General features: G+C 61.0%; 14 protein-coding genes. 8 read left to right on the top strand and 6 right to left on the bottom strand.

The window, feature by feature from the left end:
• Window positions 1–112: 112 nt before the first annotated feature.
• From RIF85_RS04055 to RIF85_RS04045, 3 genes are all read right to left on the bottom strand, one after another.
• A complete protein-coding gene (locus tag RIF85_RS04055) occupies window positions 113–1,315 on the bottom strand; it encodes a glycerate kinase (protein WP_309070632.1) in 1,203 nt (400 codons plus the stop codon).
• Window positions 1,316–1,433: 118 nt separating this feature from the next.
• Window positions 1,434–2,537 (bottom strand): tartrate dehydrogenase, encoded by a 1,104-nt coding sequence (locus tag RIF85_RS04050; RefSeq protein ID WP_309070631.1) that lies wholly within the window; start codon window positions 2,535–2,537, stop codon window positions 1,434–1,436.
• 66 nt (window positions 2,538–2,603) lie between these two features.
• Window positions 2,604–4,031, bottom strand: coding sequence for an SLC13 family permease (locus RIF85_RS04045; RefSeq protein WP_309070630.1), 1,428 nt, complete (start codon window positions 4,029–4,031; stop codon window positions 2,604–2,606).
• A 159-nt stretch (window positions 4,032–4,190) separates the two neighbouring features.
• On the opposite strand from RIF85_RS04045, the gene RIF85_RS04040 reads away from it, so the two are divergent.
• Window positions 4,191–5,081 (top strand): LysR family transcriptional regulator, encoded by an 891-nt coding sequence (locus tag RIF85_RS04040; protein WP_309070629.1) that lies wholly within the window; start codon window positions 4,191–4,193, stop codon window positions 5,079–5,081.
• 93 nt (window positions 5,082–5,174) lie between these two features.
• Here RIF85_RS04040 and RIF85_RS04035 read toward each other — a convergent pair whose 3' ends face one another.
• From RIF85_RS04035 to RIF85_RS04025, 3 genes are read right to left on the bottom strand one after another with little or no spacing between them, the layout of a single operon-like run.
• Window positions 5,175–6,485, bottom strand: a complete 1,311-nt coding sequence (locus tag RIF85_RS04035; RefSeq protein WP_309070628.1) for a TRAP transporter large permease — start codon at window positions 6,483–6,485, stop codon at window positions 5,175–5,177.
• Window positions 6,486–6,492: 7 nt separating this feature from the next.
• On the bottom strand, window positions 6,493–7,113 hold the full coding sequence (locus RIF85_RS04030; RefSeq protein WP_309070627.1) for a TRAP transporter small permease: 621 nt from the start codon (window positions 7,111–7,113) through the stop codon (window positions 6,493–6,495).
• A 13-nt stretch (window positions 7,114–7,126) separates the two neighbouring features.
• Window positions 7,127–8,137: a TRAP transporter substrate-binding protein gene (locus tag RIF85_RS04025; RefSeq protein ID WP_309070626.1), complete on the bottom strand. Its 1,011-nt coding sequence runs from the start codon at window positions 8,135–8,137 to the stop codon at window positions 7,127–7,129.
• 266 nt (window positions 8,138–8,403) lie between these two features.
• Between RIF85_RS04025 and RIF85_RS04020 the strand changes: the two genes are divergently transcribed.
• The 7 genes from RIF85_RS04020 to RIF85_RS03990 form a co-directional block, all read left to right on the top strand.
• Complete coding sequence (locus tag RIF85_RS04020) at window positions 8,404–9,411, top strand: LacI family DNA-binding transcriptional regulator (protein ID WP_309070625.1); 1,008 nt, start codon at window positions 8,404–8,406, stop codon at window positions 9,409–9,411.
• A 68-nt stretch (window positions 9,412–9,479) separates the two neighbouring features.
• The gene (gene uxaC, locus RIF85_RS04015; RefSeq protein WP_309070624.1) at window positions 9,480–10,895 is read left to right on the top strand and encodes a glucuronate isomerase; all 1,416 of its coding nucleotides are present in this window, start codon (window positions 9,480–9,482) and stop codon (window positions 10,893–10,895) included.
• Window positions 10,892–12,322, top strand: a complete 1,431-nt coding sequence (locus RIF85_RS04010; protein ID WP_309070623.1) for a mannitol dehydrogenase family protein — start codon at window positions 10,892–10,894, stop codon at window positions 12,320–12,322. Before uxaC ends, RIF85_RS04010 begins: the two co-directional genes overlap by 4 nt.
• A gap of 49 nt (window positions 12,323–12,371) precedes the next feature.
• Window positions 12,372–13,601 (top strand): D-mannonate dehydratase ManD, encoded by a 1,230-nt coding sequence (gene manD / locus RIF85_RS04005; protein WP_309070622.1) that lies wholly within the window; start codon window positions 12,372–12,374, stop codon window positions 13,599–13,601.
• The gene (locus RIF85_RS04000; protein WP_309070621.1) at window positions 13,598–14,119 is read left to right on the top strand and encodes a gluconokinase; all 522 of its coding nucleotides are present in this window, start codon (window positions 13,598–13,600) and stop codon (window positions 14,117–14,119) included. The genes manD and RIF85_RS04000 overlap by 4 nt, the downstream gene beginning before the upstream one ends.
• Before the next feature lie 166 nt (window positions 14,120–14,285).
• On the top strand, window positions 14,286–15,254 hold the full coding sequence (locus RIF85_RS03995) for a LacI family DNA-binding transcriptional regulator (RefSeq protein ID WP_309070620.1): 969 nt from the start codon (window positions 14,286–14,288) through the stop codon (window positions 15,252–15,254).
• A gap of 184 nt (window positions 15,255–15,438) precedes the next feature.
• Window positions 15,439–15,698: hypothetical protein (locus tag RIF85_RS03990; RefSeq protein WP_309070619.1), on the top strand; the 260-nt coding region annotated here is incomplete at its 3' end.

Here is a 15,698-nt window from a genome sequence, read left to right as displayed (position 1 = left end):
TAACGCCACACCAGATCGATGACCCTCCCCTGTCGCGTATGGGTGTACCTAAACGCACAGCCTCCCTCCGTGGAGAGAAAGCAGCAGCGCGTGCTTGGACCTAGCGCCTTCCCTACATGAGGTTCATTGCCGAGACCGTCGACACGTGTTGAGCACGGTTGAGCGTACGAGCGATTTGCTGTCCTATCGCGCTGAGAAAGTATGCCGATAGCACCGCATCTGCAGAGGTGTCCAGATTGGTCATACCGCTGAGGGAGTAGATTTTCTCAATGTTGTGTTCCGGCAACTGGTCCCGGTCGAGGACGTTATGGCCCACCACTGCGATCACCGGCACCGGTAGCGCTCGGCGGGCGACGACGAGCGGAAGCTTCCCCGCGAGGGTCTGTTCATCCATCTTCCCTTCACCGGTGATGACGAGGTCGCAGGCCTCCAATGCTTGGTCGAAGCCGAGCAGATCCATGAAAAATTCGGCGCCGGAAACCAGGCGTGCCCCTAGCAGTTGTGCAGCGTAGCCGAGCCCTCCAGCGCTACCCGCGCCAGTGGCATTCGCGTAAGACGTCCCGGGTAGCCCTGCTTCGTCGAGACGCCTCGCGAGATGAGCGAGTCCTTGCTCAAGCAGAACCACATCAGTGGGCGTTGCCCCTTTCTGAGGGCCGTAGATCGCGGCCGCACCGGCAGCACCCAGCAACGGATTCTGCACATCGCTTGCTGCAATCAGATCCACTTTCGAGAGGTCGATTAGCCCGCTGACATCGATCCATGCAATGTCCTTCAAAGTTCCGCCCGAAGGCACAATCGCTGTTCCTTCGCCATCGAAGAACCGGGCGCCCAGCGCACTGAGCATCCCGGCTCCGCCGTCGGTGGTAGCACTACCGCCAAGTGCCAGAACAATTTGCTGGACGCCGCTGGCGTAGGCAGCTGAGACGGCTTCCCCGAAGCCACCGCTGCTGCTGTGCAGGGGTGCCGGCTGATTAGCAGGCAGCATTTGCAGCCCAACAGTCGTGGCCACTTCCACTACCGCAGTCGAGGAGTTGAGCGCCAGGGTCGTTTCTGTGGGGATGCCTGTCGGTCCGGCCACCGGGATCTTGAGTGGGTGGAAGCCAGCCATAAGGGCCGCTTGGACGCTACCGTCTCCACCGTCGGCCAGTGGTAAACGGCGGCACGAGACAGTGACGTCGTTTTGAGCGGATTCCAAGCCGGTCTTTAGGAATGAGACCACCTCGCAAGCGCTCAGTGTCCCCTTGAACTTGTCAGGAGCCAGGAGGACGCGGAAGGTGTTCACACTTGCTGAAGACGTACAGTTCAGGACGTTCATGTATGGGGTCTCCGTCAGACATATGAAGGAGGTGGAACCGGGCGGATCCACCTCCTGCGGTGCTACTGGGGAAGCATCCGATGGCGGTCTCCGATAGGTTGAGAGCTCGCCGGGAGGGCTATTTGCCGACGCCCGCGAGGGCTGCTGCTTTGATTTCGTCGCTGATGCTCTTGCCGAGGACTTCAGTGGTGGCTTTTCCGCCAAGGTCGGGGGTGAGAACGGCTTTGTCCCCGCGAGCCAGAACGTCTTCGAAACCGCGCTGTACGCCTGCCGCCGCCGACGTTTCGCCGAGATGTTCCAGCATCATGGCGGCGCTCCAGATCTGTCCGACCGGGTTGGCGATTCCTTTGCCTGCGATATCCGGAGCGGATCCGTGTACCGGTTCGAAGAGGCTCGGGAATTTGCGTTCGGGGTTGATGTTGCCGCTGGGCGCAATTCCAATGGTCCCGGTGCATGCTGGACCCAGGTCGGAGAGGATGTCACCGAAAAGGTTGCTGGCAACCACGACGTCGAACCAGTCCGGGTGCATGACGAAGTTCGCCGTGAGTATGTCGATGTGGTACTTGTCCACTTTCAATTCATTGAACCCCTTGGCCATTTCTTCCACACGCTCGTCCCAGTACGGCATCGAGATGGAGATGCCGTTGCTCTTGGTCGCTGAGGTGAGATGTTTTCTTGGCCTGCTCTGAGCGAGGTCGAACGCGTATTTCAGGATGCGGTCCACGCCCGTGCGGGTCATGACGGTTTCCTGAATCACGGTTTCGCGGTCAGTGCCTTCGAAGATTTTCCCGCCGATGCTGGAGTACTCACCCTCGGTATTTTCGCGGACGACGTAGAAGTCGACGTCGCCGGGCTTGCGACCGGCGAGTGGACTGTCCATGCCCGCCAATAGCTTCACGGGACGCAAGCTGACGTACTGGTCGAAGTGCCTACGGAACTGGAGGAGACTGCCCCAGAGCGAGATGTGATCAGGCACGATCTCCGGCCACCCGACTGCTCCGAAGAAAATGGCGTCGAAGGTACTGAGTTCCTCGAACCAGTTGTCGGGGAGCATCTTTCCGTGCTTCAGGTAATAGTCCGCGTTCGCGTAGTCAAATTCCGTTGTCTTCAGTTCAAAGTCATAGGCTTCCGCGGCGGCTTCGAGGGTACGCAGGCCTTCGGGAACTACTTCCTGTCCGATTCCGTCGCCGGCGATGACGGCAATCCGGTGTGTTCTGGTCATGATGTTTGATCTACCTTTTCTTTCAGGGAACTTGCAGCTGTTCGTAGTCGCGTGTAGAAGCTGGGATCAGAGGATGAAGCCCAGGCCAAGGATGAGAACCAGCGAAACCACGGAAGCCAGGCTCATGGCAACGGTGTGGGTCTTGAAGGTTCCACGGGTTGAGAGACCCAGCATCTCCTTGAACATCCAGAAGAAGTTGCTGCTCACGTGCGGCAGGAAGAGTGCACCTGATCCGGCGGCAAGCGCAACGAGGACCAAAGGAACACCCAGGCTGCCGGCGATCGGCGCCAGGATTCCTGCGGCTGTGATGGCCGAGATGGAAATGGAGCCCAGCGCAATGTGAAGGACCGCCGCAATCACCCAGACCAACAGCAGCGGAGGCAGGATGCTTGAGGTGAAGTACCCGGAGAGGATGTCGGCCAACCCCGACTGTTCGATGACGGCACCAAGAGATCCGCTGACGCCGCTGAGAACGAGGATCGGTCCGCAGGTGACCAGGCCTGCGGCCACCTCTTTGTCCACTTCCGCCCGGGGAGCCGTCCGGCAGGCCAGCAGGTAGGACGAGGACGCTCCTAGGAACATGGCGAACACGGGATCGGTGATGAAGCCAAGGAACGTGCTTTCGACATTCAGCGTTCCAAGGAGCGCTCCGGCTGCGACCAGTGCGAGGGTGACGACCACGGGCGCTAGCGCAAGGGGCAGGGGCAGCTTGCAGACTGCTGCTGATTCGGCCTCAAGGGTGCCGACTGGCGCAGGCTTCATCTCGCTGCGATGCTCGCCGTCTCTTTGGCCTTCCTGGTGGAGGGCAATGCCACCGGCACCTGTCGAGGAATCGTCGAATCCACCGATTTCAGCGGCGAGCTCATCCTTCTCCGGACTCCACCTCAGGGCACGTTTCGCCAGCAGGTTGAAGATGAACATGGTGAGGAAGGCAGTCGGAAGTCCGATGACGATGCCCCATACGAACATCTCGCCCAGGGGGACGCCGAGGAGGCCGGCCACTGCCAACGCGGCAACACCGGGGACGACGAAAACGAGTCCTACTTCAATACCTGCAGTCAGCGCGCCGCCCATCAGTGCGATACCGCGCTTGCCCAGTTGCGGTGCGATGCGTTTGGCCATGGGGGCGGTCAGGACGAGGACCACGTCGGAGTAGATGGACGTGAAGATTGAGCTGAGGGAGAGAGTGAAGATGTAGGGCAATCGTTTAGCGCCGAAGGTCCGCATCAGTGCTTCGATGAGACCTTGCAGCGCTCCGGTTTTGGTGATCAGAGATCCCATAATCACGCCGAAGCTGACAAGCAGTCCGATCTCGGCCATAACCTCACCGAAGCCTCCGGTGACAGCACCTGGAGTGGCGCCTGCGCCGATGGTCGTCAGGCCGAGGAAGAACGTACCGACCAGCAGGGCAAAGATCGGAGGGACGCGTAAAGCGGTGATGAGCAAGACGATGCCGACTATGGCGATCGCTGTGAGAAGAAGAGTGACATTCACGGGAGTTGCTCCAGAATCATCGTTGATCCCGAGTGGGTTGATACTCACACCAGGGTTGAAAAGTTCAGGTCGATCCAGTGAAGCACGTCACAGATGAGAAGTTCCAAGACCTAAAATGTGCTTGGTTGATAGACGTTGACTATCAGTGAGGATTGCCGCATGGATGTACGTCAGTTGCGCTACTTTTTGGCGATCGTGGACGAGGGTGGAGTTCACCGCGCTGCGGACGCCCTGCTGGTTGCTCAGCCCTCCATCTCTCATGCTTTGCGAGGTTTGGAGACTGAACTTCGGACACCGCTGTTCCACCGGGCGGGTCGCAGGCTGGTGCTTACAGCAGCGGGAGAGGCGCTCGTGCCGGCGGCCAGGGAAGTCCTGCATGGCATGGATCTTGCTCGCTCATCCGTCGATGCAGTCCATGGGCTGAGGGGCGGTCGACTGGTGCTGAGCTGCATGCCCTCACAGGCCGTTAGTCCCTTAGCTCAGTTGGTGGGTCAGTTTCTCACCCTTTATCCAGGAGTCCAGGTCCGTGTCCGCTCAGCAGATACCACCGACGATGTCGCTTCCGCGCTTCGGACCGGCAATGCGGAACTGGGACTGATCGCCCGTCCACCAACGCTGCTTCCACCCACCGATCTGACCCTTCATCCGTTGCAGTGCCACCGTTATATATGTGTCGCCCGCAATGGCGCTGCGCTGCATCCCGGCAATGGGCCTGTACGGCCGAAGGATCTGTCGGATGCCCGGTTGATTGTTGGGCAAACAGGAACCGGAATGCGCCGGGCCGCTGAGGAGGTTCTCGCCGCTGCCGAGCGAAGCGTAGCTGTCGTCGAAATTGAGCACCGCGAAGCCCTCCTGCCTCTGGTACTGGCAGGAGTGGGAATAGCAGTCGTGGCCGAGTCTTGGCGCGATCTGGCGACTTCAGCAGGACTCACAGTGCGGGATCTCGACATCAAAGAATCTCTATCGATCGACGTGGTGCAACGTCCCGGGTTGCTGAGTCCCGCCGCACGAGCCTTCCTGAGTGTGGCCCTCGAGAACAGCAAAGACTGATAGCGCCGGCACGTCCGAACCCGCCGGAATGGAGCAGGTCTAAGTGAACCTGCACCATTCCGGCGCGTTCGAACGATCGGGCCCTTGGCGGCGTTACGGCGTTACAAGGCCCATGACGGTCGGTAGCCACATCGATAACTGAGGGACGAAAGCGACAATGAATAGCGCGACGGTAAGTGCCCAGAAGAAGGGCATGATCCGAGTGATCATTGGTTCAATACGAACGCCCGCCACTCTTGCGGCTACGAAGAGGTTGTTACCCACAGGCGGCGAGATGTTCCCCAAGCACATGTTGAACACCATCATGGCTCCGAAATGAATCGGATCGACTCCGAGCTGAATGACGATCGGCAAGAAAATCGGCGTGAAGATCAAGATTGCCGGGGTCGGGTCCATCACGGTGCCCACCAGGAGCAGAATGATCATGATCAGAATGAGAAGGACAACGGTATTGTCAGTGAGGCCAAGGAGCGCGTCAGCGACGAGCACGGGCACACGGGCGAAAGACATCACCCAGGCCAGAATGCCCGATACGCCGATAAGCAGCATGACGATCGCCGTTGTCTTCGCCGCCTCAAGGGTAATTGAGGGCAGCGCGCGCACAGGCAGGGTCTTCTGAACTATGCCCAGGACCAGGGAATACAGTACTGCGACGACGGATGACTCCGTAGCGGTGAAGAACCCGGTGAGAATCCCGCCAATGACAATAACGATCATGAGCAGGGCCGGGATAGCACGCACCAACACAGCGGCGCCTTGGCGCAAGGTAACTCGCTCGCCTCCGCGAAGCTCAGGGCGTTTGCGCGCGTACACCGCAACCATCGCCATGCAGACCAGAGCCCATAACAAACCGGGGCCGATTCCAGCCATGAAGAGAGCCGCGACTGAGGTGCTCGATACGAGCGAGTAGATGATGAAAGTGTTGCTGGGCGGAATCAACATTCCTGCGGGAGAAGCTGCCGCATTAACCGCAGCCGAGAAAGCAGGATCGTAGCCGGCCTTTCGCATCGGGGGAGAGAGCACGGAGCCTACTGCCGCAGCAGATGCAACCGACGCACCGGATACCGCACCGAACATCGCATTGGACACAACGGTCGTCTGCGCCAGTGAAGCGGGCACCCGCCCGGCTATGACCTGCGCAAGATCGATGAGTCGTTGCGCGATTCCTCCAGTGTTCATCAGCCCGCCGGCAAGAATGAAGAATGGAATCGCAAGCAAGGCGAAGGAGTTGCTCGCCGTGAACAGGCGCTGAGCTGACGTGAGGGCGCCCGAGTCCCAGCCAAGTAGGACAACAATAGCTAGGGCCGAAGGAAGGCCCATCGCGACAGCAACGGGTGCGCCCAGGGCAAGCGCCAGGATGAAACCGCCTACGAGGACAATCGAGGCGAGAATGACGGGTTCCATGATGACCTCAGATGCCTTGATTGTTTATGTCGATTTCGGGCACAGGCTTCTCGGTGCCCGCGAACATGCCCACTATGTGGCACACCGCGAAGAAGATGATCAACGCGCCGGCGACCGGCAGGGTTAAGTAGACCTGACCTACGCTTACCGGCATCGTGGAGATGTTCTGGGTCCAGGCGTTCGCTGCCACTGCCAGCCCTCCATAGATCATGACGTATCCGGCGAAGAAGATAATCGAACCTTCGACGGCAAGGGCGACGATCTTCTGCACGCGTACGGAAAACTTGTTAACCAGTAGTTCGACGGCGATGTGGCCGCGCTCAGAGAACACTAATGCGGCACCGAGCAGCGCCAGGACGACGAAGACGTAGCGTGCTGATTCCTCGGTCCAGGTAGCCGGCGCACCAAGCACCTGGCGGGAAAACACCTGCCAGGCGACGACGATGACCAACGCGGCGAAAATCGCTATACACAACAGTGCCAACACACGGTCGATCAGTTGTCGTGTGGTCTCCAGAGCTGCCACCACCGGCCCACCGGAGGGGCGAGCATCGCTCGCCCCAGCCGGAGCCTGTTCTGGAGTGGTTGACCGATCGTTGCCCGTTCCTTCTGGCTGATCGCTGCTCATATTCTCCATTTGGTTACTCTGCTGCTGCGCGGGCGGCGTCGTAAATTGCCTGTTCCACCTCGGTGTCGACGTATTCCTCGATCAGCGGTTCCAGAGCGGAACTGAAAGCTTCCTCATCGACGTCGTTGAACTCGGTGCCGCTGGCTTCGAGGTCAGCGTGCGCCTTCTCGGTTTCCTCCAGCCACAGGGTGGTGTGCTCCTCGACTGCCGCGGCCCACTGCTCCTCGAACGCGGCACGGTCCTCTTCGGTCATGGCCTCATAAGCGGCAGTATTGATGACGACGTAGTCTAGGCCGACAAGGTGGTTGGTGTTGGAGAAGTACTTCGCAACCTCGTTGTGCTTCTGCGTGAGGTAGGAGATCTCGTTGTTCTCCGCCCCGTCGATCACGCCCGACTGGAGCGCGGTGTAGACCTCACCGAAAGCCATCGGTGTGGGAGCGCCGCCCATAAGCTCGATCATCTTCATCTGCACGTCGGATTCCTGGACGCGAATCTTTTTGCCCGCGAGATCCTCCGGCGTGTTGACGGGTCCCTGGGTGTTGTAGATGCTGCGGGTGCCCTGCGTGAAACCTCCGAGAACAGTGAGGTTCTGGTCCTCAAGCGACTTGTAGAGCTCGCCTACTACCGCGTCGTCGCCGATAACTCCCATCTGGTGCTCAACGTTGTCGAAGACACCGGGGAGGTTGAAGACCTGGAAGTCGGGGTTCAGGTTCTCGAGCTGGGTTCCCGAGACGACGGCCATGTCAACGGTGCCGTCGCTGACCAGCTGGATGGCTTCCTGCTGCGCACCCAGGGTCTCATTGGCGAAGACATCAACGCTCACGCGCCCTTCGGTGCTTTCCTCAACGTTCTTTCCCAGGTTGTCCAGCGCGATATAGGAGGGGTGGGTTTCCGTCTGGTTCAGTGCGAGCCGCAGGGTCTGCGAATCGCCGCCGGCGGTTCCTGCCCCGCCGCCGCAGGCTGACAGCGCGAGCATCATTGCCGCTGCTGATCCCAGTACTGTTAATTTCTTATTGGTGTTCATCGTCGTAACCTTTTCCTGCCGCATCCGCGAGCATCGTTGGTGGCTTACTGCGACGGCGGCGTGACGGGAGAATTCTCTTGCCAGCCGACGCAGTGACCGTCGTGCAGATACACCCCGATACGTGGTCGTCGAACCCTGCCTCGCTGAATTGTTCGACCTGCGCTGTGAAGTGAATACTCCACCCATAGACTCAAATAGGTGAGTCAACTTCAAAGCAGTTGCCAATAGTTGCCTTCATCGAGTCTATGGTGGTGGCGGAGGTCTTGATGACTGATTTGTCTGGTTTACCCACGATTTATGACGTGGCGCGCGTTGCGGGAGTGTCGCCGTCGACGGTCTCCCGCGCCTTCGCCCGGCCGGGGCGGGTGAGCCACCACACCGCACAGCGAATCTTCTCCGCAGCAGTTGAAGTAGGCTACCGCTCCGCCCATGTTGCCGGCATTCAGCATCCCGACCGGCAACGAACATCGATGATCGCGCTGGTCATCGCGGACATCCGGAATCCGGTCTACGCGGAAATGGTCCGCGGCGCTGAAGCCGCCGCAGCGGAAGCCGGCTACATCATGCTCCTTGCCCACACCCAGGAGTCCGAACAGAAGGAACGCCAGGCCCTTGAACGGGCCCTCGCCTCAGTCGACGGCATCGTCCTCTCCAGCTCGCGCATGTCCGACTCCGCAATCCGGATGATGGCCAAGCAGAAGCCGCTCATTGTCATGAACCGCGCCGTCAAAGACGTAGCCAGCGTCGTAACGGATAACCCCCGAGGCATTCGCCGCGCCGCCGAACACCTCGGCGAACTCGGCCACCGAACCATCACCTACCTGGCCGGACCGGAGGCATCCTGGGCAGACGGCATGCGCTGGCGCTCCCTGCGTGAAGCCGCCATGGAACTCGAACTCACAGTCCGACGCACCAACCCCAACCACCCCACCATCAGCGGAGGTGAAGCCGCCGCAAAGGAGTGGCTGCGCCACAGAACCCCTGGCGTGATCGCCTACAACGACCAGATGGCCATCGGCTTCATCCGCGCCCTCCAGCAGAACGGGCTCACCATCCCCGGTGACGTCAGCGTGGTCGGACACGACAACAGCTACGGAGCCGCGTTCATCACCCCATCACTGACCACAATCGAAGCCCCGCTCTACTCACTCGGCGCAACCGCAGTGAACAACCTCCTGGCCTTCGCCGCAGGAGCCCGATCCCAATCCAACCAACCGGTAGTTCTCCCCACACGACTACTCGTCCGCAACTCCACCGGACCCGCGAACAGCTAAGCCTGCCTCTTTGCCAACAAATGGCAACTCGTTGACCATTCTCGTTCCACTTGGCAACGATTGGGCGCATGCCTTCTTCGAATTCTTCTCTCGCTGCCGAGCCCGATCGGCTCCTGCCGGCCGACCCTGGCATGCGGGCAATCGCACGGGACCTGCTGGACCTCGTGGAGTCTCTCCCGATCATCTCGCCGCACGGCCACGTAGATCCCGCCGTACTGGCCCAAGACACTCCTTTCCCCGATCCGGCGACGCTGCTGGTGACCCCGGATCACTACGTCGTGCGCCTCATCCATGCCAGCGGAGTGCCGCTAGACCGGCTCAACCAGGGGCCGATCGCCAATGCAGATCCCCGGAGCGTCTGGCGGGAGTTCTGCAGGGCATGGCCCCTGTTCGACGGCACCGCATCAGGCTATTGGATCCGCTCAGAGTTCGAGCATGTCTTCAAACTGGACGAGGAGATTTCCGAGGCGACGGCCGACAGCACGTTCGCCACGCTCCAGTCGCGCCTCAACGAGCCGGCATTTCGTCCCCGCCAACTCTTTCGCGACTTCAACATCGAGGTACTGGCCACCACCGATGACCCGCTGGATGACCTGCAGCACCACGCCTCGATCGCAGCGGACAGCACCTTCCACGGCAGAGTTGTTCCAACGTTCCGCCCTGACGCGTACATCAATATCGCGCACCCCAACTGGGTGGAGAATGTAGACCGCCTGATCGGGCTGGCCGGTGACGGCGCAGCCGGATATGCCGGGTACATCCGCGCGATGGAGAACCGCCGGCGCTATTTCATTGACCACGGTGCCGTGTCCGCAGACCACGGCGTCCGCACCCCCCTGACCCTCAAACTGGACCGCTCCGACGCCGAAAAGCTCTTCACGCGCGCTCGTTGCGGGGAATGGACGGGCGAGGACCGGGACGCCTTCGAAGCGCACATGATGTACGAAATGGCGCGCATGTCGGTTCAGGACGGACTGGTCATGACAATTCACCCCGGTTCCTACCGCAACCATCACCTGCCCAGCTTCGAAAAGTTCGGCGGGGACACCGGCCACGACATCCCATTCCCGGTCAGCTATACAGAGGGCATCCGCCCGCTCCTGCAGGATTTCGGCACCGCACCTGACTTCCACTTGGTCCTGTTCACGCTCGATGAGACCGTCTTCTCCCGCGAGCTGGCTCCCCTCGCCGGGTTCTACCCGTCGGTGTACATCGGTGCGCCGTGGTGGTTCCTCGATGCACCCGATGCCATGCTTCGCTTCCGCTCGGCCATCACTGAAACCACCGGATTCTCACGGTCGTCGGGCTTCATCGACGATACCCGGGCATTCTGCTCCATCCCGGCCCGCCATGATGCGTCGCGCCGGATCGAAGCCTCGTTCCTGGCTCGACTCGTCGCCGAGCACCGGATCAGTGCCCCCCGTGCTGAAGAACTGATCGTTGACGTCGTCGACGCCGCGCCGCGACGGGTCTTCAAGCTGTGAGCGTTCGCAACGATGTGCGGGCGTTGAACCGCACCACTGCCCGCGTCCGCCCCGCGGCACCGGTTCGGATGGTGCATATTGGGCTCGGCGCCTTCCACCGGTCGCACCAGGCCTGGTACACCGAGCAGGCCGACCCGAAGCACGAGTGGGGCATCGCTGCCTTCACCGGGCGCAGTCAGGAGGCAGCAACAACTCTTGCCGCGCAGGACGGGCTCTACACCCTCGTGGAACGCGGTGATGACGGTGACAACTTCAGCGTCATCGCGAGCATCAGCGCCGCATTCGATGGTAAGGACCTCCGCCGACTCACCTCGGTTCTATCAGCGCCAGAGACGGCGCTGATGACGATTACCATCACTGAACCGGCCTATCACCTCGGCCCCGACGGGCTCCTGGATGTTTCCGCTCCCGCTGTCGCAGCAGATGCACGCGCCCTCAATGATGTGTGGGCCCGGGTGGGAAGCCTCGATGTAGAAGATGGTTATCCTCAATTGGCCACCATGGGCGCACGCGTCTTACCGGGACTTGATGCGCGCCGTCGCACGAATGCCGGCCCCCTTGCGGTCGTGCCTTGCGACAATTTGGGGTCCAACGGTGCAGCGGCTTTTCAAGCGATCGCGGGCTTGGCCGCCCTCGTCTCCACAGAGCTTGCCGACTGGATTGCCGAGAACGTATCTTTCGTGAGCACTTCGGTGGATCGCATCACCCCGCGCACTACCGAGCCCGATATCGTCACAGTGCGCGAAGCCACCGGTTTCGCTGACGCAGCTCCCGTAATAGCCGAACCTTTCTCCAATTGGGTGCTCAGCGGTAAGTTCCCTGCAGGTCGCCCCGACTGGGAAAATGCGGGAGCCTACTTCGTGGAGGACATAGCGCCGTTCGAGCAGCGCAAACTCTGGTTACTCAACGGCGCCCATTCGTTGCTCGCCTACACCGGTCAATTGCGGGGACTCAGGACGGTCGCGGAGGCTGTAACAGACCCGTCCTGCGCAGCCGAGTTGGAGATGTTTTGGAATGAAGCAGCCGCTCATCTGCACCAGCCCGAGCTCGACATTCCCGCTTATCGGGAAGCTTTGCTGAGTCGCTTCCGCAATGGGCGGATCGAGCATCTGCTTGGGCAGATCGGCGCCGATGGTTCCACCAAACTCCGTATGCGGGCCGTTCCGGTTCTGATCGCTGAGCGTTCGGCAGGCCGTACTGGTGAGGGTGCGGCCCGCATCGTTGCTGCCTGGATCGACTATTTGGTCCAACTGCATGTCGACGGCGCGAGGCCGGCGGATGCCGAAGCTGACCTCCTGGTCCTCATTGGCATCCTGGAACTCTCCGGCAAGACCATCACCCGAGCCCTTGTGACGGCATTAAGCGCCGACCTCGGCGCTGATGGCGCCGTCGTCAATCTCGTCCACAGCCTTCGGGGCAACTGGTAACAGTCCCCCTTTCCGCGCTCTAACGCGCCTGCTTATTGAAAGGTCCACCATGAAAATTATTGCCGCCGAAGTCATTGTCACCAGCCCGAGCCGGAACTTCGTTACGCTCAAAATCACTACGGATGAGGGCATCACCGGTCTCGGTGATGCCACCCTGAACGGCCGGGAACTGGCTGTTGCCTCCTACCTCAAGGAACATGTCACTCAGCTCCTGATCAACAAGGACCCGCACCGTATCGAGGACACCTGGCAGTTCCTCTACCGCAGCGCCTACTGGCGCCGTGGGCCGGTCACGATGGCCGCGATCGCTGCCGTCGATATGGCCCTGTGGGATATCAAGGGCAAGGCCGCCGGCATGCCGGTGTACCAGCTGCTGGGCGGTGCCTCCCGCACAGCGCTGCGCACCTACGGTCATGCGTCCGGCCGCGACCTGCCGGAGCTCTTCGACTCCATCCGCCACCACCTGGAGGAGGGCTACAAGTCCATCCGTGTGCAGACCTCGGTGCCCGGCATCAAGGCCCTGTACGGTGTTGCAGCGCAGGCCCAGGCCACCGGTGAGCGCTACGACTTCGAGCCCGCGGGCCGCGGTGCCCAGCCCACCGAGGAGGACTGGGATACCCGGGCTTACCTGCGTCATATCCCCACCGTCTTCGAAGCTGTGCGGAACGAGTTCGGCCCCGAGCTGCCGCTGCTGCACGACGGACATCACCGCATGACCCCGATTCAGGCCGCGAAACTCGGCAAGTCGCTGGAACCTTATGACCTGTTTTGGCTCGAAGACGTCACTCCCGCCGAAAACCAGGACTCCTTCCGGCTCATCCGACAGCACACCACCACTCCCCTGGCCGTTGGCGAGATCTTCAACACTGTCTTCGACTTCCAGACCCTCATCCGCGAGCAGCTCATCGACTACGTGCGTGCTGCGTCCACGCACTTCGGCGGCATATCGCCGCTGAAAAAGGTCATGGACTACGCGGCGCAGTACCAGATCAAGTCCGGCTTCCACGGACCTACCGATGTTTCACCGGTTGGCCTTGCGGCCCAGGCGCACGTCGGCCTGGCTATCCACAACTTCGGTATCCAGGAGTACATGGAACACAGCGCGAAGACCAACACCGTCTTTGAGCAGTCCATGACCTTCGCGGACGGTTTCCTGCACCCGGGGGACAACCCCGGTCTCGGTGTCGAGCTGAACGAGGAGGCAGCGGCGTCGTTCCCGTACCAGCAGGCGTACCTGCCCTATAACCGGCTCTCCGACGGTACGGTGCACGACTGGTGAGCACACACCATGTCGTAGTCATGGGTGTCTCCGGCTGCGGCAAGAGCACAGTCGGAGCACTTCTGGCGCGGGAGCTTGGAGCAGGTTTCCTCGACGGCGATTCGCTGCACCCGGCCCACAACGTCGAGAAAATGGCGGCTGGGATTCCTTTGGACGACGACGACCGCCGGCCATGGCTCGAGGAGATCGGACGGTGTTTCGCCGCAGCGGAGGGGAGCTCGCTGGTCATCGCGTGCAGTGCGCTGAAGCGTTCTTACCGGAACCTGATCCGCATCGGTGCCGAGGACACACGGTTCATACACCTTCACGGATCCGTGGAACTGCTGACCGCACGCATGGCGTCGCGGCCGGGGCACTTCATGCCGCCCTCGCTCTTGGCGTCCCAACTGCACACCCTTGAAGCGCTGGAAGCGGATGAAGCCGGGGTCATACTCAATATCGCCGATACGCCGGATATGCTGGCGGCGCATGCCGCCCGGTGGCTAACGGCTATTAACATCGGCGTTCAGAGTCAATAATGCTGAGCCGCGTAAAGGCGCAGAGTACCACCGCAGTCAGCTGGATCGACATGCGATCAGCCTTGCTTAGCTGGCATCAGATGCTCGCCGCGATTTTGCTCCCGCATGTGCCTACCGAACCAGCACATTCATGATTGGTTCGTCTGGTTTACCCACGATTTATGACGTGGCGCGCGTTGCGGGAGTGTCGCCGTCGACGGTCTCCCGCGCCTTCGCCCGGCCGGGGCGGGTGAGCCACCACACCGCACAGCGAATCTTCTCCGCAGCAGTTGAAGTAGGCTACCGCTCCGCCCATGTTGCCGGCATTCAGCATCCCGACCGGCAACGAACATCGATGATCGCGCTGGTCATCGCGGACATCCGGAATCCGGTCTACGCGGAAATGGTCCGCGGCGCTGAAGCCGCCGCAGCGGAAGCCGGCTACATCATGCTCCTTGCCCACACCCAGGAGTCCGAACAGAAGGAACGCCAGGCCCTTGAACGGGCCCTCGCCTCAGTCGACGGCATCGTCCTCTCCAGCTCGCGCATGTCCGACTCCGCAATCCGGATGATGGCCAAGCAGAAGCCGCTCATTGTCATGAACCGCGCCGTCAAAGACGTAGCCAGCGTCGTAACGGATAACCCCCGAGGCATTCGCCGCGCCGCCGAACACCTCGGCGAACTCGGCCACCGAACCATCACCTACCTGGCCGGACCGGAGGCATCCTGGGCAGACGGCATGCGCTGGCGCTCCCTGCGTGAAGCCGCCATGGAACTCGAACTCACAGTCCGACGCACCAACCCCAACCACCCCACCATCAGCGGAGGTGAAGCCGCCGCAAAGGAGTGGCTGCGCCACAGAACCCCTGGCGTGATCGCCTACAACGACCAGATGGCCATCGGCTTCATCCGCGCCCTCCAGCAGAACGGGCTCACCATCCCCGGTGACGTCAGCGTGGTCGGACACGACAACAGCTACGGAGCCGCGTTCATCACCCCATCACTGACCACAATCGAAGCCCCGCTCTACTCACTCGGCGCAACCGCAGTGAACAACCTCCTGGCCTTCGCCGCAGGAGCCCGATCCCAATCCAACCAACCGGTAGTTCTCCCCACACGACTACTCGTCCGCAACTCCACCACGTGTACTCCGTAACCGCAGGTTCCGACATTGGGATCGGAGCGCTGCGGGCAATAAACGGCAACCGATGGAACATGTGACGAACATCATGTGAGCGTTGCATTGAGCACTTGTTCACCCGGTTCGGCTACCACCTCAGGTAAGTCCGTACACGGATTTACCCGCTGATTATCTGAAACTCATGTCGAAGGAGACTTTCATGACCGGACGTTCTAGCCGCAGACGCAAATTTATTGCGCTGGCTGTCGCCCTTCCTCTCGCCCTTTCCGCCGCTGGTCTTGGATCTATCGGTGCCGCAAGCGCAGAGACGCAAGCGACGGCCGCCGACCTACCCTGGATGAATACAGCCCTTACACCGCAAGAACGCTCAGCCCTTCTACTGAAGGCTTTGACGTTGGACCAGAAATTGCAGCAACTAAGCGGTGCGCGTCCTGAGATTTTGCCTGACCTTCCTGAGTG

Origin of the sequence: Arthrobacter sp., assembly GCF_031179385.1 — a bacterium.
GTDB lineage: Bacteria > Actinomycetota > Actinomycetes > Actinomycetales > Micrococcaceae > Arthrobacter_D.
Note: the sequence above shows the minus strand (reverse complement) of the source record. Positions and strands in the feature narration are given on the sequence as shown.